Consider the following 22,121-nt stretch of genomic DNA (forward strand, 5'->3'; position numbering starts at 1 on the left):
CCTTTTATCTGATAATTACGCTACAGCAGCTCCAAAAGACGGCTTTGTACGCCTTCCGTATCTTCAGGCGTCCTGCAGATGATTAAGATCGTGTCATCTCCGCAGATCGTGCCCATGATTTCTTCCCATTCGAGATTATCCATCAGAGCGCCGATTGCCTGAGCATTCCCCGGCATCGTTTTTAATACGATCATATGGCTTGCTGAGTCAATTTTTACGAACGCATCCATTAATGAACGCTTCAGTTTTGACAGCGGATTGAACCGCTGATCCGCCGGCAGGCTGTATTTGTAGGAGCCGTTGTTCGTCGGCACCTTTACGAGATGCAGCTCTTTAATGTCTCTGGAGACAGTCGCCTGGGTTACCTTATATCCTTCTTCTCTCAGCATGTCAACTAAGTCATCCTGCGTTTCAATCTCATGGCTTGTAATAAGCTCTCTGATTTTTATATGCCTTTGGCCTTTTGTCATGTAAGCACCTCTGTTTTCAAGCTGTTCTTGTCATTATGTTAACCGCTTCTTGATAAAAAGTACATGATGGCAGAAAAAAGGAATAATAGCCCCCTATTATTCCGGTACATCTGTCTTTTTGGCTTTTAATGTCTCATGTGCTTCGCGGACGATACGGAGAATATCTTCTTCCGGCAGTTCAGCGCCGTTTCCGTCTTCTCCGCCCCATTCCAGATGAAGCAGAAACTCAATATTGCCGTCTCCCCCTGTAATCGGTGAGAAGGACAGTCCTTTCACTGTATATCCTTCAGAAGCGGCAAATTGATTCATGCGGCGGAGAACGTCAGCATGAACGCCGGGATCTCTGACAATGCCTTTTTTTCCGACGGATTCCCGTCCGGCTTCAAATTGCGGCTTCACCAGTGCGATACAATCGCTCCCCGGTACAAGCAGCGTTTTTAAAACCGGCAGAATGAGGCGGAGTGAGATGAAAGAAACATCGATTGTCGCAAATTCCGGCAAACCCTCTGTGAAATCGGAAGGCTCGGAATAGCGGAAATTCGTCCGTTCCATGACGACGACCCTCTCGTCCTGTCTGAGCTTCCAAGCAAGCTGATTATAGCCGACATCCACTGCGTAGGACCGCTCAGCTCCGTTTTGGAGGGCGCAATCCGTGAATCCCCCTGTAGACGAGCCGATGTCAATCATCGTTTTGCCTTTTACCGAGACAGGAAACACTTCCAAGGCTTTTTCAAGTTTTAATCCGCCTCTGCTGACGTATTTAAGAGGGTTTCCTTTTACCGTTAACGGAAGATCCCGGGCGATTTTTTCACCCGGTTTGTCCAATCGGTTTTCATTTGAGTATACGATGCCCGCCATAATGGCGCGTTTCGCTTTTTCCCGCGTTTCCGCAAGGCCTTTTTCTACAAGAAGTACATCTAATCGTTCTTTTTTTGCTGTCATGATCCAATTCCTTTATGTGTCTTCGGCGGCATCAGCAGTTTTATCCGATTCATAACCTCAGCCTTCGTGAGACCGATTTCTTCAAGCAGGGCGGTTACGCTGCCGTGTTCAATAAACCGGTCTGGGATGCCCATTCTGTCAATCGGTGTATGATACATGCCGAGGTCATGAGCGTATTCAAGAATCGTGCTGCCGAATCCGCCTTCAAGCACAGCTTCTTCTATCGTTAAAATCGGCAGACCTTCATTAAGAATGGCCTTCATCATTTGTTTATCAATCGGCTTTATGAACCTCGCATTCACGACACGCACGGACAGGCCTTCTTTTTGCAGTTCTTCAGCCGCTTCCAGCGCCATTTCAATGGTCGTACCGAATGTTAAAATGACCGCGTCTTTTCCGGGACGGAGCACTTCCCATGTTCCGATCGGAATGGTTTTCAGCTCTTTATCCATCTTAACGCCGAGCCCGTTTCCGCGCGGGAAGCGCATCGCAATCGGACCTTCCTCGTATGAAAGGGCTGTATTGACCATATGGCGGCCTTCATTTTCATCCTTCGGCATCATTAAAACGAGGTTCGGTATATGCCGCAAAAAGGCGATGTCAAAGACGCCTTGATGCGTCTCCCCGTCAGCGCCGACCAAACCGGCGCGGTCAATGCCGATAAATACATTCGCGTTTTGACGGCAGATATCATGGACGACCTGATCGTACGCCCGCTGTAAAAAGGTCGAATAAATCGCAAGAAACGGCTTCATACCCTGAAGCGCCATTCCCGCGGCCATTGTCGCCGCATGCTGTTCTGCGATTCCGACGTCAAACATGCGCTCAGGAAATTCTTTCGCAAATCCTTCAAGCTTAGAGCCGACCGGCATAGCCGGTGTAATCGCGACAATTCTGTCATCCTCGCGCGCCAGCTCCTGCACGGTGCCGCTGACAAGTCCGCTCCATGAAGGCGCCGCGGCTTTCGGCTTGACGAAATCACCCGTATTGATTTTATAAGGCCCCGTTCCGTGCCATGTGCCGATTGTGTCGGTCTCAGCCGGTTTATAGCCTTTGCCCTTTTTCGTAATGACATGCAAAAGGACAGGACCTTTCGTTTTTTTGGCGTATTGCAGGTTTTCAAACAGTTCGTGGTAGGAATGACCGTCAACAGGGCCTAAATACGTAAAGCCCAGCTCTTCAAAAAACATGCCTGACACAAGCATATATTTTAAGCTGTCTTTTATCCGTTCCGCTGTGGCGGCCAATTTTCCGCCGACGGCCGGGATGCGCTTAAATAAATATTCAAGCTCGTCTTTTACCCATTGATATTTGCCGGCCGTGCGAAGCCGTCCCAGCATAGAATGAATTGCCCCGACATTCGGCGCAATGCTCATCTCATTATCATTCAGGATGACGATCATATCTTTTTTCTCATCACCGATATGGTTCAGCGCTTCGAGCGCCATTCCTCCGGTTAAAGCGCCGTCTCCGATAATCGGGATGATATATTCTTTCGATCCTTTAATATCACGGGCGGCTGCCATTCCCATCGCGCCTGAGAGCGATGTTGAGCTGTGGCCTGTTTCCCATACGTCATGTTCGCTTTCGCTGCGCTTCGGGAAACCGCAAAGCCCTTTATATTGGCGCAAGGTTTCAAACTCCTTGCCGCGCCCGGTTAACAGTTTATGAACATAGGACTGATGTCCGACATCCCATAAAAATTTATCTTTCGGACTGTCAAATTCTTTGTGAAGCGCAATTGTCAGCTCGACAACCCCGAGGTTCGGCCCGATATGGCCGCCAGAGGCAGACAGCGATGTGATGAGGAAATTGCGGATTTCCTCACTCAGCTCTTCCAGCTGTTCAATTGACATCTTTTTAAGAAATGACGGGTCCTGTATTGATAAAAGATCCAAAGCGGATCAACTCACTTTCAGCATGAATTTCTGCAAATTAAACAGTGTCTTTTTGAAAAAAGAAAAAGACTCCCTTTGTATTTTCATCGAAACTGCTTACATTTTACCATAGGAGCGGCAGCCCCTTCAAATCAGGACCGTTTTTAATGATCTCTCGCCGCGATTAAATCACAGAGGTCATGCAGCAGTTCTTTCTGAAGAGAAAGGCCGCTGATGATCCGTTTCGCCTCGCTGATATGATACGCCAGCTTCTCTTTCGCGCCTTCAAGCGTTAAAAGCGACGGATACGTTGACTTTTCATTCGACGTGTCTGAGCCGACCGGTTTGCCGATCTTCTCCTCATGCCCTTCAATATCAAGGATGTCATCTCTGATTTGAAATCCGATGCCGATATGGCTGCTGAACAGACGCAGCTTTTCGACTTCATCCTCCGGCGCATCTGCCAAAATGGCGCCCGCCGTCACAGAAAAACCGAGGAGCTTGGCCGTTTTCCGCTCGTGGATGGATTCCAGCTCCTCAAGCGTTATCCGCTTTTGTTCCGCTTCCATGTCGGCAGCCTGCCCGCCGACCATTCCTTCCGTTCCTGCCGCGCTGATCAGCTCATCGACGAGACGGAGCCGTTTTTCTGCTGAAACCGCCTCAGACACGTGGGATGTGATCAATTTAAAGCTTTCTGTCAGAAGCCCGTCTCCGGCCAATACGGCTGCCGCTTCTCCGAAGACTTTATGGTTTGTGGGCTTTCCCCGGCGGAGATCATCATCGTCCATGCAAGGAAGATCATCATGGATTAAGGAATACGTATGAATCATTTCGACAGCGCATCCGACCGGAATCCCGTCTTTTTCATCTTTTCCGTAAGCATTCAGAACGGCTAAGACGACGAGGGGGCGCAGCCTCTTTCCGCCCGCTTCCAAAGAATACAGCATAGATTTTTTGAGGATTTCAGGCATCGCAAGCCGTTCCGTATACAAAGAAAGCTGCTGTTCAATCAGTTTTTTGCGCGATGCTAAAAATGCGTCCAGTTTATTTGTCACCTTCGTCTTCCTCCTGAACGCTGAAAGGTGCAAGTTCGCCGTTATCTTTTAAAATAAAGTCCATTTGCTTTTCGACATGCTGAAGCTTTTCATGGCACATTTTTGAAAGGGCCATCCCTTCCTGAAAATAATTAATCGCCTGCTCAAGCGGCACGTCTCCTTCTTCAAGCTTTGCCACAATGCCTTCAAGGCCTTTCATCGCCTCTTCAAATGTCAGCTCTTCACTTTTTTTGGTTTCTGTCATTTTCGTTCGCCTCTCTTTTGCAATACTTCACACGTCAGAACGCCGTCTGTCATCTTTACTTCAAGCGTATCATTTTGTTCCACTTGATCAACGCTTTTGATCAGCTCTTTATCTTTATAGGCCAGACTGTATCCTCTCTCCATCACCTGAAGGGGACTTAATGCATTCAGTTTACCAAGAACCGTCTGAAACTGCGAATGAAGCTGCTTCAGCTGGACATTCATGCTTCGGGCGAGCTGATTTGAGCGCTCCTCGTACCGTTTTTTCGCCTGTTTCAGCTGGGTTTCAGGGTGGAGCGCCGTTAATCTGTACGTATTCCGCTCCAGCTGCCTTTGTTTCCTGTCCGTAAGCCCTGTGAGCTGTGATTGGAACTGCTGATACAAAAGATCAAACTGCTGTTCCTTTTGGGTATACAATCGTTTCGGAAAACGGAACGCGTAGGATGACTGGAGCGATTGAACCCGTTCTTTTTTCTTGCTGATATGCTGCTGCATCGCTCTTGTCAGGCGGACTTCCGCCGTTTTTGTCCGTTCCATTAAGTCCGTCGTGTGCGGGACGGCGATTTCTGCCGCTCCTGTCGGCGTTGCCGCCCGGATATCCGCGACGAAATCACTGATTGTAAAATCCGTTTCATGTCCGACGGCTGATATAATCGGAATGACGGAAGCAAAAATCGCCCGGGCCACGATTTCTTCGTTAAATGCCCACAATTCTTCGATCGAGCCCCCTCCCCTTCCGACGATCAGGACGTCACACATTTTTTGTGCATTGGCTTCTTCAATGCGCTTCACAATTGATCTGCTGGCATTTTCACCTTGAACGAGCGCGGGAAGCACAATGACTTTCACAAGGGGGTATCTTCTTTTGAGTGTGGTAATGACGTCTCTGACGGCTGCTCCCGTCGGTGACGTGACGACCCCGATCGTGGCCGGAAAAGCGGGGATGGCCTGCTTATGCCGGTCATCAAACAACCCTTCGCCGGCAAGTTTTTTCTTTAATTCTTCATATGCTAAGTAGAGCGCCCCCACACCGTCCGGCTGCATTTCTTTCGCGTACAGCTGATAGCTTCCGCTCGGTTCATAGACGGAAATGCCGCCTCTTACGATGACCTTCATTCCGTCCTCGGGCTTAAACGCAAGCCTCGAACTTTGTCTTTGAAACATGACGGCCTGCATGCGGGCATGCTCATCTTTTAATGTAAAATAGATGTGGCCTCTCGTATGAATTTTAACATTGGAGAGCTCACCCTTAATCCAAATGTCTTCAAGATGAGGGTCCACATCGAATTTTCGTTTAATGTATTTGGTCAGCGCGGAAACCGTGACATATGCCGCTTCACTCACATCCTGCACTCCTTTCATAAAGGCTTTTTGCCCTAAACTAAGAAAACCCGCTCTGGCTGAAAGGAGCCTTAAGAAGCGGGTATCGTGCTCATTGTCACACTTTTTGTGACTGTCTCCGGTTATCTATGATAACGTACGTCTGGCAGATTTAACAGTATTATGCGCAAGCATTGTGATGGTCATCGGACCTACTCCGCCCGGCACCGGCGTAATGAAAGATGCTTTTTCTTTCGCTTCATCAAACTGAACGTCTCCGCAGAGTTTTCCGCTTTCGAGACGGTTGACGCCGACATCAATGACAATGGCGCCCTCTTTGATTTGATCGGCTTTGATGAAATTCGCTTTACCGACCGCTACCACAAGAATATCTGCTTTTTTCGTATGCTCAGACATATTTTTCGTACGGGAATGGCAATATGTGACGGTCGCGTTTTCGTTCAGCAGCAGCTGGCCGACCGGTTTACCGACAATATTGCTTCGTCCGACTACAACAACTTCTTTGCCGGAAAGATCTACGTTCGTCTTTTTCAATAACTCGACAATTCCGTGCGGCGTGCATGGTAGAAATGTATCTTCGCCAAGCAGCATTTTCCCGACGTTGAGAGGGTGGAAACCGTCAACATCCTTATCGGGAGAGATCCGCTCGATTACGGCTTTTTCAGAAATATGATCCGGAAGCGGCAGCTGGACGAGAATGCCGTGGAATTCCGGATTTTGATTATACTGATCAATCACTGTTAAAAGCTCCGCCTCGGTTAAGCTTGAGTCAAAGCGGTCAAGTTTAAATTTCATTCCCATTGTTTCAGCGGCTTTTTTCTTGCCTGTCACATATGAAACAGAAGCGGGATCGTCTCCGATTAAAATGACCGCCAAACCGGGCACTACGCCTTGTGCTTTCAGCTCTTCTACTTCTTTTGCCAATTGTTCGCGTTTTTCTTTAGCCGTTTCTTTTCCGTCGATGATTGTTGCAGTCATTTTCTTTCCTCCTATGATTCGATATCAGTTTTAATGTTAGAAAGAACCCCGTTTACGAATTTTGCAGCTTTATCGTCGCCGAACCGTTTTGCCAGCTCGATTGCTTCGTTTAATGACACGTTAGCAGGAATGTCGTCAGTATAAACCATTTCATACACCGCCAGACGCAGGATCGCGCGGTCTACGTTTGCAATCCGGTCAAGCTTCCAATTGACGAGATGGCCGGAAATCATTTCATCAAGCTGAACCTGATGTTCGATCACTCCGTACACCAGCTGTTCAAAGAAGGCATCTGTTTTTTCACCATCAAGCGCGTGCTCAATGGCCTCGTTCGGTGCAATATCGCTGACATCAATCTGAAAAAGTGCCTGCAAAGCTTTTTCTCTAGCTGTTCTTCTTTTCATTTTCTTTCTCCTTCAGATCCGCTTTATCCGCTTGTCGTTAAGCTTAAAGAGATCATAACATATTTTTTTCTCAATCGCATGTCGAAATTTAGGTTTTTTCACCCTAATGCCGAATATTTTCACAAACCGTATTAATTTCATTCGGATTTCACAGCATGAAGAAACTCGGCTGCCGTTTGTAAGCCGGCTTTCTTCATGCCTGAAATGACGGGAAACGTATAAAAAACCAAAGGGCTGCCCATCCCCTTGGTTTTTATACGCTCATTACATTTCTTCGTCGATTTCGACTTCTTGGGCTTTCGTGTCAAATTGAATGCCGACGATATGAATATTGATTTCATTAATGGTCAGAGACGTCATGTTTAATAAGGTTTGGCGGATATTCTCCTGAACGCTTGCCGCCACTTTCGGGATCGAGATCCCGAATTGAACGACGCAATAGACGTCGATGGTAATCCCGTCATCGGCTAAATCGACCTTTACGCCTTTACCGTGATTGATTTTGCCGAAGCGTTCTACGACGCCGGTGGCGAAATTGCCGCGCATTTCAGCAACTCCTTCAACTTCGGAAGCGGCGATGCCGGCAATGACTTCAATGACCTCAGGAGCAATTTCAACCTTGCCTAAATGAGCCTCGTCATGATCCATTTTAAGCACACTGTTGTCTTCCATTCAATTCACCTCCCGCAAAAATTATGAGCCCATTACATCATATGTTTCTAAAAACTTTGTATTAAACTCTCCGCTGACAAATGTTTCGTGTTCAAGCAGTTTCAGATGGAACGGAATCGTCGTTTCAATACCTTCAATCACGAATTCGCTCAGCGCGCGTTTCATCCGTGCGACTGCCTCATCACGCGTTGTTCCGTATGTGATGACTTTAGCAATCATACTGTCATAGTACGGCGGGATCGAATAGCCGGGATATGCGGCTGAATCCACGCGTACGCCGAGTCCGCCCGGCGGCAGGTACATGTTAATTTTACCGGGTGAAGGCATGAAGTTTTTCGCAGGATTTTCAGCATTGATGCGGCATTCAATCGCCCAGCCGTTAAATTCAACGTCTTCCTGTCTGAGCGAAAGCTCCTGTCCGGATGCCACTTTGATCTGTTCTTTGATCAGATCCGTTCCCGTCACCATTTCTGTGACAGGGTGCTCTACTTGAATACGCGTGTTCATTTCCATGAAGTAGTAGCGCTGTTCTCTGTAGTCATAAATGAATTCTACTGTGCCGGCTCCCGTGTAACCGACGGCCTTCGCTGCTTTTACCGCAGCTTCGCCCATCTGCTCCCTGATTTCAGAATCAAGCGCAGGTGACGGTGACTCTTCAAGAAGTTTTTGCAGACGTCTTTGGATAGAACAGTCACGCTCTCCGAGATGGATCGTGTTTCCGTAATTATCCGCAAGCACCTGAATTTCAACATGGCGGAAATCTTCTATGTACTTCTCGATGTACACACCCGGATTTCCGAATGCCGTAGCGGCTTCCTGCTGGGTAATCTCAATGCCTTTGATCAGTTCTTCTTCTGTGCGTGCGACCCGGATGCCTTTTCCGCCTCCGCCCGCAGTGGCTTTTATAATCACAGGATACCCAATTTCACCTGCAAGCGAAACCGCTTCTTCGGTATTTTTTATGATTCCTTTTGAACCGGGCACAATCGGCACACCCGCCAGCTGCATCGTGTCGCGCGCGATATCTTTTGTTCCCATTTTTGAAATGGCGTCAGCCGTAGGGCCGACAAACGTTACGTTCAATTCCTCGCACAGCTCGGCAAAGTCGGCGTTTTCAGCTAAAAACCCGTATCCCGGATGAATCGCATCCGTGCCGGTCAGCTTTGCGACGCTGACGATGTTCGTTACATTTAAATAGCTTTCTTTTGATGTTTTCGGCCCGATACAAAAAGCCTCATCGGCCATTTGGACATGCAGGGCGTCTTTATCTGCCTCAGAATAAACGGCTACAGTTTCAATGCCCAGCTCTTTGCAGGCCCGGATGATTCTGACGGCGATTTCTCCTCGGTTGGCGATCAATAGCTTTTTAATCATAATAGCAGGTCTCCTTACTCAGCTTTTACAAGAAATAGAGGTTGTCCGTATTCGACCAGCTGGCCGTTTTCAACTAACACTTCAACGATTTCTCCTTTTACTTCGGCTTCAATCTCGTTAAAGAGTTTCATTGCTTCTACGATACAAACAACTGTATTTTCGCTCACTTTTGAACCTTGGTTTACGTAAGGGCCGGCTTCCGGCGATGAAGAAGCATAAAACGTTCCGACCATCGGAGACGTAATTTTGTGCAGGTTTTCGTCTTGTTTCGGCGCTTCCTGAACAGGAGCGGCTTCATGCGCTTCCGGTTTTGCAGCCTGCGGAGCAGGTGCGTAAGCGGCGGGAACGGCTTGAGCTTGTCCCGTTACATTCACTGCCGGCGCTTCATTTTTTTTCAGTTTGAGGCTTACGCCTTCGATTTCGTAAACGAATTCGTCGATGGAAGATTCATCGATTCTTTTTATCAGTTCATGAATTTCGTTGATTTTTAACATCAGTTTCCACTCCTATGTATAAAAAATAGAAATTTATGGGTTGCTACTAAAAGTACATACTATGTTTATCTTACAGGAGCGCTTGTGTAAATTCAACACTGATCTAAAATGACATCAGAAAAGCCCGCAGCGGGTGCGGGCGGTGGAGATCTCTTATTTTGTCGGTTCAAACGTGACGGCGACGTCTTTCATCGTCTTGATTTCTTTTTCCACCAGGTCAATGATAGCGGAAGCTTTTGCGTTTGAATGTTTGTCAGACATGACCGTAATGTTGATTTTGTCTCCTTCAGCATCCACGAGCGCATCTTTGTAGCCTTGTGTTTTAATCAGCGTTTCCAGCTGTTTTTCCGTCCCTTCAGCATTGCTCAGCGCCGTCATTTTATCGTAGGCTTCGCTTTTTTCCCTTGCGGTCGCATCATCGCTTGAAACAATGCTGTTTAACTGTTCCCTTTCTTTGCTTCTTGCGTCTTCAAGTTCCATGCGGTATGCGGTAAATAAGTTTTCATCAGCTGTTTCTGTAGCGACCGATCCGTCTTTGTCCGATGCTTCGGCTGATGTTTCTTTATCCTCTTTTGCGCCTTTAGAATCTTTCGTTCCTTTTGTTCCGTCTTCTTTATCCGTGCCGCTTCCGTTCTTATCTTTCGTTTCAGGAGCCGGCGTTTTTTCAGTTGCCACTTCTCCGCTGCTTTTTTCGCTTTTCATCTGCACGGCATTTTTGCTTTCCGGCGACATAATATAATAAACACTTAATACCACGACGAGACTGAGCATTGTTAAAAGCCAAACCGTTTGTTTTTTCAGCATGATTTATGAATCCTCCTTGATTTTTTTAGGGGCAACCGCTACACGGTAGCTCGGAACATCAAGCACCCTTGTGACGGCATCAATGATGGTTTTTTTTATTTGAACGTTGTCCACTCCCTGAGCGACAACGAGTACACCGCGGATATCGGGCTTTCTCGTCTGGACGACGACCGGGGTTTCCTGATCCCCGTTTCGAATCATGACAATTTGTTCTTCAGAGGTTTGATCGGTTACGCTTCTTTTGCCGCCTTCTTTATCGGTTTCTTCGGTGGTGGTGTCTTTTTTCGTTTTATTTTTCTCAAACACTTTCAAAGATGTTGCGTCTACGTTCACGACAATTGATACATCCTCCACGCCGATAATCGTTTCAAGGATTTCTTTCAGCTGGTTTTCATAGTCTCTTTCATAATCATCGATCGTGTTTTTGGCGCTGCTGTCTTTCGATGCCTTAAAAACGGGTGCGCTTTTTTGCCCGCTTTTGTCTTCCGTTCGGCCGGACATGACGGTCTGCGCCGCTTGGTCCTTCCCGGTTTTCTCCGGTGAAGAGAACAGCTGGCTCACCAGCATAAAAGATACTCCGAGCACAAACACGAACAGAAAGTAATGATATTTTGTCAGTTTTGGTTTTTCTCCGTCTTTCGCCTGTCCGATCATCAGCTGTTTTTTGAGTATGGTCCATAGTCCGTTTTTATTCATGGCCGTTTTTCTCCCCGCCTTCCATATAAACCGTAATTTTCTCACTGCCGATTTCCCATATATCCGCAAGTTTTTCTTTGATGTCTGCGGCCTCTTTTTTGTCGGCTGCGCCTTCCGGTTCGTATTTGCGGTCTGTGCGGATGTCGATCGGTGCGACGGTTTGCACGGTTTTTTCAGAAGATGGGGCCATATACACGCTGATCGTTTTTACATCTTCTTCTGAACGAACCTGTTCTTCCGCTGTAAGGCGGATGTCGTCTATTTTGTATTCGTCATGACTGAACATCTCCTCCGCTTTCTTTTTTAGTTGGACAGCCATTTCTTCTAAAACATATGCGCGGTTTGATGCTTGTATTTCTTTTTTTTCTGATTTGATTTGATTTTTTATATCAGCGGATTGAGATTGCTCTTGTTTTGTCAAATAATCGAAGATGATTTCCGGGTCTGTTTTGAAAAGTTTGAAGATCGGGTTGAGCATGACAATGATTAACAGCAGGCTGACAACCATCTTGGCGTATTTTTGCATACTGGAGCTGGGCAGCAGCATGTCGATGACGATGGCGAATAAGATAAACAAAATAATGCTTGTCAGCCATTCTGTTAAAAAGCTCATATCCAATGGGCCTCCTTTATTTCATCATCATGGTGAGGTTGCCTGCTGTAATAATGACTGTAATACTGAGGAAAAACATGAGAGAGACGATGGCGAGCGCCGCGAAAATATACAGCACGCTTCGGCTGATGACGCCGAGGCACGTAATGACGGGCCCGCCTCCGAGCGGCTGCAGAATAGCGGCCGCGAGCTTATAAATAAAAGCAAGCGAGAGCACTTTGATCGCCGGAAACGCGGAGATGCAGATCAAAATTCCGACTCCTAAGATTCCCACGGTGTTTTTTAATAGGAGCGAGGCGCTGATGACCGTATCCGTCGCATCCGTAAACATCCGGCCGAGCACGGGAATAAAATTGCCTGTGATAAATTTTGCAGTCCTGAGCGTAATCCCGTCCGTCACGGCAGCCGAAGCCCCCTGTACGGAGATGACGCCGAGAAACACGGTGAGAAATACGGCAAGCGCGCCGATCGCGATATTTCTGAGCAGATTGGCAAGCTGCGTGACTTTATATTGATCCGTCATCGTGCTGACGATGCTTAAAATCGCTGACAGGAAAATAAGCGGCATGACAATGTTTTGAATGAGAAGGCCGCTCGTATTCATCAGAAATAAAATAACGGGGTGAAAAAAAGCTGCGGAGACGGCTCCCCCGGAAGACGCCAAAAGCGCGAGTAAAAGCGGGATGAGCGCGAGAATGAAACTTGTCATCGTCTGGATCGCTTCACTGGCATAATTGACGGCAACATGAAAGCTGTTTAAAGCGAGAATAATCAGCACCATGTAGACGATTGCATAAGCCACTTTGCTGACAGTGCTCTGCTGAAACGCATTTTGCAAAAGCTGCAGAATGACACAAAAAATGGTGAGAAGAATCAAAGTTCCCAGAAGCTTTCCGTTTGCGAGCACTTCATGAAACAAGTATGAAAATAAAGCCTTCAGCCATGCCTCCGGCGAGAACGTTTTTTCACCGTTAATAAAGTCGATGATGCTTCCCTTTTGGCTTTCAGGCAGAAGACCGCCGTATTCTGTCATGATGTCGTCCCAAAACTTTCCGATGCCTTCTGTTTTCAGCGCTTCGGCCTGCTTTTTCGCCACTTCATCAGCGGATTCTTGGTGAACTGCGGTTTCCTGCGACGCACCGTCTGTTCCGGCAGCTTGTACACATTCAGTCTGAAAAAATAAGAGGATGAACAAAAAAGCCCCCGCCCACCGAAAGCGCTTCATTTTTTGTGCCCCCCTTTCCATTTTATTGATGATCAAGAAGGAATAAGTCCGAGAATCGTTTCAATAATGACGGTGAGTATCGGCACGGCCATTACCAGTATCAAAATTTTTCCGGCCAGCTCTATTTTCGAAGCAATCGCTCCCTGGCCCGCATCCTTTGTCAGCTGCGCACCGAATTCAGCGATGTAGGCGATGCCGATAATTTTTAAAATGGTTTCCACATAGACCATATTGACATTTGCATTGACGGCTATTTTTTCTATCATTCTGATAATGTCGTAAATCTGATCGATGAGATAGAGAAAGATCACGCAGCCGCTGAAGACGACAATCATAAACGCGAAAGTCGGTTTCTGTTCTTTTACGATCAGGGAGAGAAATGTGGCGATCAGGCCTAAACCTACAATTTGAACAATCTCAATCTGTAAGCCCCCCTATCCTTGGAATAGAAACACAGCTTTGATCTTTTTGAACAGGTCATCGACAATCGTCGCCACCATAAATAAAATATAGATAAAGCCAAGCAGCGTCACCCATTGGGCGTATTCTTTTTTTCCCATTTGGTCAAGTATGGTGTGCAGAAACGCAACCACGATACCGACTCCGGCGATTTGAAAAATGACATTTACGTCGACTCCCATTTTATGTTTGCTCCCCTCATGTTTACATCAATAGAAGAATGAGTAACAGTCCGGCTAAAAATCCTAAGCTTTTCACCATTTTTTCATTTTTCGCCTGCGCCCGTCCGGCATCCGCTTCCGCCGCTTCCAAATGTGTAAGCGCAAGCTTGATATGTTTCTGCTGAGAAACACGGTCATGGAGCCCGAGCGTCTCTCCGAATTGCTTCAGCACATCGTATTCGCTTTTTTTCATCGCCATGGAGGGCCAGTTATGTTTCAAGCTCTGTTCCCAGGCCGTTTTGGCGGAATCGCTTCCCTGCTCAAGCCTCCTGCTGAAAGCTTGAAACAATGACGATACAGGCTTGGAAAGCTGTGCGGCGATTTGTCCCGAAGCTATGTGCAGCGGCGTATGCCCGAACATGATTTCCGCTTCAAGCGATTGCAGCGCCGCGCGCAGCTGACGGATCTGTCTCGGCCTTTCAATATACATTTTGGCGATCTCAAATCCCGTCCATGTCGTCGCTGTCAGAATGAACACGGCACCCAAAAGCTTCAGCATGTCATCACGCTTTCAGCATGCGGAACCGGTTCCCCGTCCTTTCCGTACATCCTGCTGATCGTTCCCGGACCGCGGTGCCTTGACAGTTCAACATACCGGTCAAACACGTTTTCCTCCCAAAGCATTTTCAGCGACGGCCTCTTGACCAAGTCTTTCATATTCCATCCGTGCGCAGAGACGATAACGGATACGCCCGCATGGAGCGCCTCCAGCAGCGCTTGTGAGTCTTCCATTCTCCCGATTTCATCCACAATTATGACATCAGGACTCATAGAACGGATCATCATCATCAGCCCTTCCGCCTTCGGACAGGCATCAAGGACATCGACTCTGCGGCCGAAACTGTGCTGTGGAATGCCCCGCAGGCAGCCGGCAATTTCCGACCGTTCATCTACGATACCTGTCTTTTTTGCCGGGATGCGTTTTGATCCGGTGCTGGAAAGCCGGGCCAAATCACGAAGCAAGGTCGTTTTCCCCGTTTGCGGAGGACCGATGATCAGCGTGTTCAGCCAGTTTTCTTTCCATAAGAAAGGAATGAGCGGTTCTGCGATCCCCAGCTTCTCCCGGGCGATTCGGATATTAAAAGAAGTAATATCCCGGAGTCCTTTGACGGCTCCGTTTTCGACGATGACTCTTCCGGCCAGCCCCACACGGTGGCCTCCTCTGATTGTGATGTATCCTTTTTTCAGCTCTTCTTCCAGCGTGTACATACTGTAATTGCTGAGCCGGCTGAGGATCAGCTGTGCGTCGCCGGCCGTACACACATATGACAAATACAAAGGTTGTCCTTTTTGGATCAGTTCAACCGGCCTGTCGACCCGGATTCTGATTTCTTCTGTATCCCGCCTCGCTTCTTCGGGCACGGCGGAGATGGCATCTCTCAATAATTCAGGGAGAACCTCTGTAATTTCATTCAATAGAGTCTCCTCCTTTTTACCGATTGGCTTCTTTAAAATGTATGATCCGGGACAGACTTTATGACACCCCGGCCCTCTATTTATGCACACCGGCCAAAATCAGCACCACCCCCGCAAAAATCAATATTAATTTTGCATATGAGAGCTGTCCGGCAATCTGATAAATGCCGATCGTCATTGTGATGATAAAGATCAGAGGGCCGACGATTGCCAAAATACTATTCACCACAACCGCTTTTCTGATGTCGTTTGTCAAAAGCATGATAATAGCGGCAGATAATTCAATGAGCGAGGACAAAACTCGTAAACCGGCCATCGTTAAAACAGTAGAATTGATTGAACCGAACAAAAATTTCATTGCAATCCCCCAACTTCAAGCATTTTGTTACACTATATGCTCTAGCTGACGGAAGTAGTCTCACTATTTTCATATAGAAGAAAGATTCTGAGGCAGAACGCAAAAAAAGCCTGCCCCGTAAAAGGAGCAGACTCCGAATTTCTTTAACTACGCTCTTGACACGTAAGAACCGTCTGATGTATTTACAACCAGCGTATCGCCTTCGTTCACGAAGAACGGTACGTTTACGACAAGGCCTGTTTCCGTTTTGGCAGGTTTCGTGCCGCCTGACGCCGTGTCGCCTTTAATTCCCGGCTCTGTTTCAACAACTTTCAGTTCAACTGTGTTCGGCAGTTCAATACCGAGCGTTTCAGACTGATACATCATAATATGCACAGACATATTTTCCAGAAGGTATTTCAATTCTTCTTCGATTTGGTTTTCGTTCAATTCAAGCTGTTCATATGAGCTTGTATCCATGAACACGTGCTGATCGCCGTTGGCATAAAGATACTGCATCGTTTTTGTTTCGATTTGAGCTTTCGCGACTTTTTCACCTGCACGGAATGTTTTCTCCTGAATAGCGCCCGTGCGCAGGTTACGCAATTTAGAACGGACAAATGCCGCTCCTTTTCCCGGTTTTACGTGCTGAAAGTCAACGACGCGCCAAATGCCGCCGTCTACTTCAATCGTTAGTCCTGTACGAAAATCGTTAACTGAAATCATGTTTGATGTCCTCCTATATTCCGATCACAAAATAATTAATTCTTTAGGGGAATGCGTAATTGTCCGGTTGCCGTCCTCAGTGATGATGATATCATCTTCGATTCTTGCGCCCCCGACTTCCGGTATGTATATGCCCGGCTCAACCGTTACCGCCATGCCCGGCTCAAGAACGGCCGATGACCTGAAAGACAGCCCCGGTGATTCATGGACTTCCATTCCGAACCCGTGTCCTGTCGAATGGCCGAAATACTGTCCGTAGCCTTTTGCGGTGATATGATCCCTCGTCAGGGCATCCGCTTCTTTTCCCGTCATGCCGGGTTTAATATGCAGGACACCAAGCGCTTGGGCATCGTATACGACCTGATAAATCTCTTTCAGTTTATCACTTGGCTCTCCGACCGCGACGGTGCGTGTGATATCAGAACAATAGCCTTTATAATAAGCGCCGAAATCGAGCGTGACCAAGTCTCCCTTTTCAATCAATTTGCCGCTTGCCACTCCGTGGGGAAGGCTGGATCTGACTCCCGAGGCGACGATCATATCAAAGGAAGAGCCGTCTGCTCCTTGACGTCTCATATAAAATTCAAGCTCGTTTGCAACTGAAATCTCTGAGATGCCCGGTTTGATAAACGTCAGAATATGTTCAAACGCATCATCCGCAATCTTCGCAGCTTCCTCTAATATCTTAATCTCTTCACTTGACTTAATCAAGCGCAACTTTTCAACGGAATCCGCGACGGGAACCATCTCCGCTTCCTGCAGCACCGCTTGGTAGGATGCATATGTTCCGTACGTCATGCTGTTTTGCTCGAAGCCGAGTTTTTTAATGCCGTACTCAAGAATCGTATCCGCAGCCGTTTGGATTAAGCTTCCGCCGTGCTCGATAATGTCAAAACCCTTCACTTGCGTCTTCGCCTGCTCGGTGTAACGGAAATCCGTGATAAATGCCGCACGTTCTTTCGATATGACCGCAAGGCCTGACGAACCCGTAAATCCCGTCATGTACTGCAGATTGGCGGAGCTTGTCACCAACATTCCGTCTATATCCAGCTGACCGAAAAGATTTCGCAATTTCTCAAGTTTCATTCCCTTTCTCCTCCTCGCCGATTCTTGACTGCCGCCTGACAACGCGGGAGCATCCCCGCCCGGTTTTCAGCATAAAAAATGTTCACTTCTCGTGAACATTTTACCATACCGGACAGGGATTATACACTTATTCACTTGTTGCCGAGCGCCCTTGCAAGCTTGTCTGACGTAAGTTCATTGTAGTTGAAGGAAATTGAGTAGCCGACAAACAAACCGTACAGAATGTAAAGGCAAAGCGTCGTCACGATTGTATCTGATTTCAATTCAGTGACGGATTTCACATCTTCGAAAATCGGATTGAATAAGAAAAAAACCGCACACCATAAAATGACGCCGTACACCATCCCCGGCCACATGGTTTTAAAACGCTTCAGGCAGACGAAATAAATAAACGCCCCGGCAATTGAAATGAATCCGATGACAACGATGCTGACCATCGTGCCCAGCCATTGTTTTTTCCATTCTCCGATCATAAACGGCTGAAGAATCATGTTGGGGCTGATCTCTGAAAAATGAAAGACATACCCGAGATAGCCGATCAAACTCCAAAATACACCGCCGGCAAATCCGATACCGCAAATTCTGCCGGTAAATGAAACAGGCTGCTGATCATCATCCTGCTTCTTTTTTTCTTCCTGTTCTGAATGTTTTTCGCTTGTCATCATGGCACCTCCAGTCATAGACTGCCCAAAAATTGAAAAGTCATAAAAAGCTGCGCCATATTTTCATTCAATGAGTAAAATCTAAAGAAACGGGGTATACTGCATGTAGAAAAAGCATTGATTTTCCGGCTGTCTAACTAGAGGTTTACCGCGGTTTCCTGTACAATAGAGTGAAAGGAAATGGTTAGTAAATCCTAAGAAAACAGGCAGGTTGATAAACAATGTCCAAACAAAAAACGCCCCCTGCATACGGCGGGCAGGCTGTCGTTGAAGGGGTAATGTTCGGCGGCAGAAAAAATTATGTTACCGCCATCCGCAGGAATGACGGAAGCATTGATTTTTTCAAGCTTCCGAGAGTGCCGAACGCCAAGCTTTCGGCTTTAAAAAAGATTCCTTTTTTGCGGGGAATCGTCGCCATCATTGAGGCGAGCGCCAACGGCACAAAGCATTTAAACTTTTCCAGCGAACGTTACGGGCTTGATCCTCAGGATGACGCCAAGCTGGAGCAGGAAGATAAGAAGGGTTCCGGCTTATCGATGTTTTTCAGCCTGGCGGTGATCGGCGTTCTGTCGTTTTTGTTCAGCAAATTCGTTTTTACGCTCGTCCCGGTCTTCTTAGCGGAGCTTGTAAGGCCCGTATTTTCCTCAGACGCCGCGCAGATCGGAATCGAAAGTCTGTTTAAGCTGATTCTGCTTCTCGGATACATTTATTTTTTATCAATGACGCCGTTAATTAAAAGAGTGTTTCAATATCATGGAGCCGAACATAAGGTCATAAACTGTTATGAACAGAATTTGCCAATTACAATAGAAAATGTTCAGAAACAGTCACGGCTTCATTACCGTTGCGGTTCAAGCTTTATTTTATTTACGATCATTGTCGGCATGTTCGTCTATTTACTCGTTCCGACAGATCCGCTTTGGGTGCGGATTTTAGACAGGATTGCGCTTATACCGGTCGTTCTCGGCATCTCCTTTGAAGTGCTCCAGCTGACGAACAGAGTACGGAATATCCCCGTTTTGAAAGTGCTCGGTTATCCCGGCCTGTGGCTGCAGCTTTTAACGACAAAGGAACCGGCGGATGACCAGGTCGAGGTTGCCATAGAAAGCTTTAACGAGCTTCTCAGACTGGAAGACATTTCAGAACAGAGCGAAAAGCCGTCTCACAACGTAATCTGAACCGTTACCGTTATTATTTTGGAGGTGGGCAGTTATGAATCATCGTGTACAACCTTTTTTTGCTGTATTGATAGCGCTTGGCGCATTCGGTTTCATTTATGCGGCGGTAACCAACCCCGGGCAGATGATTTCAAGAGCAATCACCGTTATTATCGCAGGCATTATTATTTATTTTATCGTGAGGACGGTCCTGAACCGACGCACCGGCCGTGACGGAACCGCTTTCAAAAAAGCGGCCAGACAATCGCGGCTCCGAATGAAGGAGCAAAAAGCGAAGCACCGCGCCGGACACAGAGGCCGGGTCAGCCATTTGCGGAGCGTGCCGAGCAGCAGCAGACCGAAGCCGATGATTCTTAAGAAAAAAAGCCAGACCCAGCTTACCGTCATAGAAGGCAAAAAGAATAAAAAGAAAAACAGAGCGCTTTTTTAATAGCTCCATTGCTTCAAAAATTGCTCTGTTCTGCTTTTTCCTAGCTCAATGAGAGCTAGTTTTTTTTGCGGTGTGAGATGAAACTCCGTCGCCATCACATGTTCCACTGGAATAAAAATAATATTCTGTTCGTACTTTGTCGCGATATGCCTGGCATCATGAGCGTCTTTCATCGTTTCAAACAAAGCCCCGAACAGCTCAAAAGCGTTGCGGATTGATTTTTTCGGGCGCTCTTTTTCGTTGGGCGAAAGCGAAATTCCGATGACCGGCCGTTTGCGTTCTTTTGAATACAGCCAAATCGGGAAATTGCTTAACACGCCGCCGTCAACGACCGTTGAGGTGCCTTTTTCGGTCTTCAGTTTTATCGGTTCAAAAAAATAAGGAATGCTGCAGCTCATTCTGACGGCTCTGGCAACCGGGAACATCTCCGGATTTAATCCGTAGCGGGGAAGATCGTCAGGAAGCACGATCATCGTTCCGTTCGTCAGATCTGAAGCGATGAGACGGAGCGAGCCTTTTTTCAAATCGCCGAACGCGATGATGCCCTTCGCTTTTAATTTATCCGCAATCCACTTTTCCAGCATATCGCCTCTGTATAGTCCGAGGCGCCAATATATCGACACCCACTGCAGGATTTTCAGCGGGAGAAATGAGTATCTCTGATCAAGCAATTGCCTTCCGTCCACCTCATCTATGATGGAATGAACCTCTCTGCTCGTATAGCCCGCAGCGATAAATGCGGCAATAATCGCGCCGGCGCTTGTTCCGGCGAGCCTTTCAAAGCGAAAGCCCTTTTCTTCCAGCGCTTCATAAGCGCCGGCAAGCGCCACCCCTTTTATCCCCCCGCCCGAAAATACGCCGTCAATCTGCATAGCGCGCCCTCTCCCTTCCATCTCAAGGTGTATTATTATTTTAAGAAACGGCTGGGCGAAATAGACCAAAGAATGAAGACATTAAAAAAAGGGCGCCCCATTTCGGGCTGCCCTTTATTCACCGGGATTTTCGGTTTTTTTCTGTACGGATTTCAATTCTTTTTTCCGGCTTTCGTCATCTTCAAAATACTGAACGAGGTCGCCGATGCGGTCAATGCTGTTCCAGCTCAGATGATGTTCGATTCCTTCAACATCATTGTAAATCTTCTCTTCATCAACACCAATGATTCTTAAAAACTGCTCAAGCAATTCGTGTCTGTATACGAGCCGTTTGCCGATCTTTTTGCCTTTTGACGTCAATACGAGCCCGCGATATTTTTCATAAATCAAATACTCGTCTTTATCTAGTTTTTGAACCATTTTCGTTACAGAGGAGGGGTGGACTGCCAAAGCTTCCGCGATATCAGAAACCCGTGCATATCCTTTTTCTTCTATCAGCATATAAATCTGTTCAATATAATCTTCCATACTTGGTGTTGTCATAAGTAACCCTCCCAAAAAGCACCTTAACTTTATAAACCATTACAAGTTTACACTAACGGTCATGAAAAAACAAGGATGCTTCCGGTCTGTCAAGCCTTATCAGCGCTTATAATTCCATTCATCAGACGCGTATTTCGTCTCAGCCAGCTCATTGACAAATGCAAGCTCTTCAGACGTGAGTGTGTAAGGCTCAAGATGAATGTTCAGCCCTTCCTCAAAACCGGCTTTAAAAGCGATTCTGGCCTCATCCATCGTTACCCGTTTCGGCGCTAAGGCGTTGATGGCTACCGCTTTGTTTTTGAAATTCCGCTGCATGCGCTCACGGACTCTGTCGCTCGGATATAAAAACAGATCAAACAGCTTATCCTCATCAATGTCAAGCAGGATGGAACCGTGCTGAAGAATGACACCTTTTTGGCGTGTCTGTGCGCTTCCGGCAACTTTCCGTCCTTCGACGACCAGCTCATACCACGAAGGGGCATCAAAGCAGACGGACGAGCGCGGATTTTTCAAGCTTTCTTTTTCTTTCTCTGTTCGCGGAATCGCAAAGCAGGCATCAAGTCCAAGGTTTCTGAATCCCTGCAGAATACCTTCTGAAATCACCCGGTACGCCTCTGTCACCGTGGCCGGCATTTCCGGGTGATCCTCTGAAACGATTACGCTGTATGTCAATTCTTTATCATGCAGAACACCCCGTCCGCCTGTCGGTCTTCTGACAAACCCGAGGCCGTGTTTATGTACTGCGTCAAAGTTAATTTCCTTCTTAATATTTTGAAAATACCCGACAGACAAAGTTGCCGGATTCCAGCCGTAAAAACGGATCACCGGAGGAATTTTTTTTTGGCTGTGCCAATATAAAAGCGCTTCATCCAGCGCCATGTTAAATGCCGGGCTTTCATTCCCTGAGTCAATAAACCGCCATGTTTCTTTTTCCATACACTGAACCCTTCTTTATCGTTTTAATAAAATCAGTTTAACAAACTGCCTTGAAAATGAAAAATAT

Annotated in this window: 28 protein-coding genes; 2 read left to right on the forward strand and 26 right to left on the reverse strand. The window is 47.1% G+C overall.

Annotation, left to right across the window (positions count from 1 at the left end; all coding sequences use genetic code 11):
• Positions 1-20 precede the first annotated feature (20 nt).
• From ahrC to HAP68_RS11800, 23 genes are all read right to left on the reverse strand, one after another.
• Positions 21-470 (reverse strand): transcriptional regulator AhrC/ArgR, encoded by a 450-nt coding sequence (gene ahrC / locus HAP68_RS11690; protein ID WP_003153173.1) that lies wholly within the window; start codon positions 468-470, stop codon positions 21-23.
• 96 nt (positions 471-566) lie between these two features.
• Complete coding sequence (locus tag HAP68_RS11695; protein ID WP_015388017.1) at positions 567-1,412, reverse strand: TlyA family RNA methyltransferase; 846 nt, start codon at positions 1,410-1,412, stop codon at positions 567-569.
• Entirely contained in the window at positions 1,409-3,310 is a 1,902-nt protein-coding gene (dxs, locus tag HAP68_RS11700; protein WP_024085592.1) for a 1-deoxy-D-xylulose-5-phosphate synthase, read from the reverse strand. Before dxs ends, HAP68_RS11695 begins: the two co-directional genes overlap by 4 nt.
• 143 nt (positions 3,311-3,453) lie before the next feature.
• Positions 3,454-4,344 (reverse strand): polyprenyl synthetase family protein, encoded by an 891-nt coding sequence (locus HAP68_RS11705; RefSeq protein WP_014305396.1) that lies wholly within the window; start codon positions 4,342-4,344, stop codon positions 3,454-3,456.
• A complete protein-coding gene (locus HAP68_RS11710) occupies positions 4,334-4,588 on the reverse strand; it encodes an exodeoxyribonuclease VII small subunit (protein WP_007408352.1) in 255 nt (84 codons plus the stop codon). Before HAP68_RS11710 ends, HAP68_RS11705 begins: the two co-directional genes overlap by 11 nt.
• Positions 4,585-5,931: an exodeoxyribonuclease VII large subunit gene (gene xseA, locus HAP68_RS11715; RefSeq protein ID WP_024085593.1), complete on the reverse strand. Its 1,347-nt coding sequence runs from the start codon at positions 5,929-5,931 to the stop codon at positions 4,585-4,587. Before xseA ends, HAP68_RS11710 begins: the two co-directional genes overlap by 4 nt.
• 123 nt (positions 5,932-6,054) lie before the next feature.
• Positions 6,055-6,906 carry a bifunctional methylenetetrahydrofolate dehydrogenase/methenyltetrahydrofolate cyclohydrolase FolD gene (folD, locus tag HAP68_RS11720; protein ID WP_007408350.1) on the reverse strand — a complete coding sequence of 284 codons (852 nt, stop codon included), beginning with the start codon at positions 6,904-6,906 and terminating at the stop codon, positions 6,055-6,057.
• Positions 6,907-6,917: 11 nt separating this feature from the next.
• Positions 6,918-7,310: a transcription antitermination factor NusB gene (gene nusB, locus HAP68_RS11725; RefSeq protein ID WP_003153163.1), complete on the reverse strand. Its 393-nt coding sequence runs from the start codon at positions 7,308-7,310 to the stop codon at positions 6,918-6,920.
• Between the two features lie 264 nt (positions 7,311-7,574).
• Entirely contained in the window at positions 7,575-7,982 is a 408-nt protein-coding gene (locus tag HAP68_RS11730) for an Asp23/Gls24 family envelope stress response protein (RefSeq protein WP_003153156.1), read from the reverse strand.
• A gap of 21 nt (positions 7,983-8,003) precedes the next feature.
• Complete coding sequence (accC, locus tag HAP68_RS11735) at positions 8,004-9,356, reverse strand: acetyl-CoA carboxylase biotin carboxylase subunit (protein ID WP_007408348.1); 1,353 nt, start codon at positions 9,354-9,356, stop codon at positions 8,004-8,006.
• 14 nt (positions 9,357-9,370) lie between these two features.
• Entirely contained in the window at positions 9,371-9,850 is a 480-nt protein-coding gene (gene accB, locus HAP68_RS11740) for an acetyl-CoA carboxylase biotin carboxyl carrier protein (RefSeq protein WP_003153152.1), read from the reverse strand.
• Positions 9,851-10,003: 153 nt separating this feature from the next.
• Positions 10,004-10,654: a SpoIIIAH-like family protein gene (locus HAP68_RS11745; RefSeq protein ID WP_024085594.1), complete on the reverse strand. Its 651-nt coding sequence runs from the start codon at positions 10,652-10,654 to the stop codon at positions 10,004-10,006.
• 3 nt (positions 10,655-10,657) lie between these two features.
• Positions 10,658-11,350 (reverse strand): stage III sporulation protein AG, encoded by a 693-nt coding sequence (spoIIIAG, locus tag HAP68_RS11750; RefSeq protein WP_024085595.1) that lies wholly within the window; start codon positions 11,348-11,350, stop codon positions 10,658-10,660.
• Complete coding sequence (gene spoIIIAF / locus HAP68_RS11755; RefSeq protein WP_003153146.1) at positions 11,343-11,963, reverse strand: stage III sporulation protein AF; 621 nt, start codon at positions 11,961-11,963, stop codon at positions 11,343-11,345. The genes spoIIIAG and spoIIIAF overlap by 8 nt, the downstream gene beginning before the upstream one ends.
• Before the next feature lie 16 nt (positions 11,964-11,979).
• Positions 11,980-13,188: a stage III sporulation protein AE gene (gene spoIIIAE / locus HAP68_RS11760; protein WP_003153145.1), complete on the reverse strand. Its 1,209-nt coding sequence runs from the start codon at positions 13,186-13,188 to the stop codon at positions 11,980-11,982.
• A gap of 32 nt (positions 13,189-13,220) precedes the next feature.
• A complete protein-coding gene (gene spoIIIAD, locus HAP68_RS11765) occupies positions 13,221-13,610 on the reverse strand; it encodes a stage III sporulation protein AD (protein ID WP_071392571.1) in 390 nt (129 codons plus the stop codon).
• 12 nt (positions 13,611-13,622) lie between these two features.
• Positions 13,623-13,829 (reverse strand): stage III sporulation protein AC, encoded by a 207-nt coding sequence (gene spoIIIAC / locus HAP68_RS11770; RefSeq protein ID WP_003153142.1) that lies wholly within the window; start codon positions 13,827-13,829, stop codon positions 13,623-13,625.
• 22 nt (positions 13,830-13,851) lie between these two features.
• The gene (spoIIIAB, locus tag HAP68_RS11775) at positions 13,852-14,367 is read right to left on the reverse strand and encodes a stage III sporulation protein SpoIIIAB (protein ID WP_003153126.1); all 516 of its coding nucleotides are present in this window, start codon (positions 14,365-14,367) and stop codon (positions 13,852-13,854) included.
• Entirely contained in the window at positions 14,361-15,284 is a 924-nt protein-coding gene (gene spoIIIAA, locus HAP68_RS11780) for a stage III sporulation protein AA (RefSeq protein WP_015388013.1), read from the reverse strand. The genes spoIIIAB and spoIIIAA overlap by 7 nt, the downstream gene beginning before the upstream one ends.
• 76 nt (positions 15,285-15,360) lie before the next feature.
• Entirely contained in the window at positions 15,361-15,642 is a 282-nt protein-coding gene (locus HAP68_RS11785) for a YqhV family protein (protein WP_003153124.1), read from the reverse strand.
• Between the two features lie 147 nt (positions 15,643-15,789).
• Positions 15,790-16,347, reverse strand: a complete 558-nt coding sequence (gene efp, locus HAP68_RS11790; RefSeq protein WP_003153123.1) for an elongation factor P — start codon at positions 16,345-16,347, stop codon at positions 15,790-15,792.
• Positions 16,348-16,371: 24 nt separating this feature from the next.
• The gene (locus HAP68_RS11795; RefSeq protein WP_003153122.1) at positions 16,372-17,433 is read right to left on the reverse strand and encodes a M24 family metallopeptidase; all 1,062 of its coding nucleotides are present in this window, start codon (positions 17,431-17,433) and stop codon (positions 16,372-16,374) included.
• A 131-nt stretch (positions 17,434-17,564) separates the two neighbouring features.
• Entirely contained in the window at positions 17,565-18,095 is a 531-nt protein-coding gene (locus tag HAP68_RS11800) for a YqhR family membrane protein (RefSeq protein ID WP_003153121.1), read from the reverse strand.
• Positions 18,096-18,316: 221 nt separating this feature from the next.
• On the opposite strand from HAP68_RS11800, the gene HAP68_RS11805 reads away from it, so the two are divergent.
• Both HAP68_RS11805 and HAP68_RS11810 read left to right on the forward strand, forming a co-directional pair.
• Positions 18,317-19,273, forward strand: a complete 957-nt coding sequence (locus HAP68_RS11805; protein ID WP_003153120.1) for a DUF1385 domain-containing protein — start codon at positions 18,317-18,319, stop codon at positions 19,271-19,273.
• A gap of 34 nt (positions 19,274-19,307) precedes the next feature.
• Positions 19,308-19,703, forward strand: coding sequence for an SA1362 family protein (locus tag HAP68_RS11810; RefSeq protein ID WP_003153119.1), 396 nt, complete (start codon positions 19,308-19,310; stop codon positions 19,701-19,703).
• On the opposite strand, the gene HAP68_RS11815 is transcribed toward HAP68_RS11810, so the two are convergent.
• The 3 genes from HAP68_RS11815 to HAP68_RS11825 form a co-directional block, all read right to left on the reverse strand.
• Positions 19,700-20,575, reverse strand: a complete 876-nt coding sequence (locus tag HAP68_RS11815) for a patatin-like phospholipase family protein (protein WP_003153118.1) — start codon at positions 20,573-20,575, stop codon at positions 19,700-19,702. The genes HAP68_RS11810 and HAP68_RS11815 overlap by 4 nt on opposite strands.
• A gap of 114 nt (positions 20,576-20,689) precedes the next feature.
• Positions 20,690-21,118, reverse strand: coding sequence for a transcriptional regulator MntR (gene mntR, locus HAP68_RS11820; RefSeq protein ID WP_007408338.1), 429 nt, complete (start codon positions 21,116-21,118; stop codon positions 20,690-20,692).
• A 99-nt stretch (positions 21,119-21,217) separates the two neighbouring features.
• On the reverse strand, positions 21,218-22,054 hold the full coding sequence (locus HAP68_RS11825) for a lipoate--protein ligase family protein (RefSeq protein ID WP_003153114.1): 837 nt from the start codon (positions 22,052-22,054) through the stop codon (positions 21,218-21,220).
• Positions 22,055-22,121: the final 67 nt, after the last annotated feature.

It is taken from the genome of Bacillus sp. Bvel1 (genome assembly GCF_014872755.1).
Classification (GTDB): Bacteria; Bacillota; Bacilli; order Bacillales; family Bacillaceae; genus Bacillus; species Bacillus velezensis.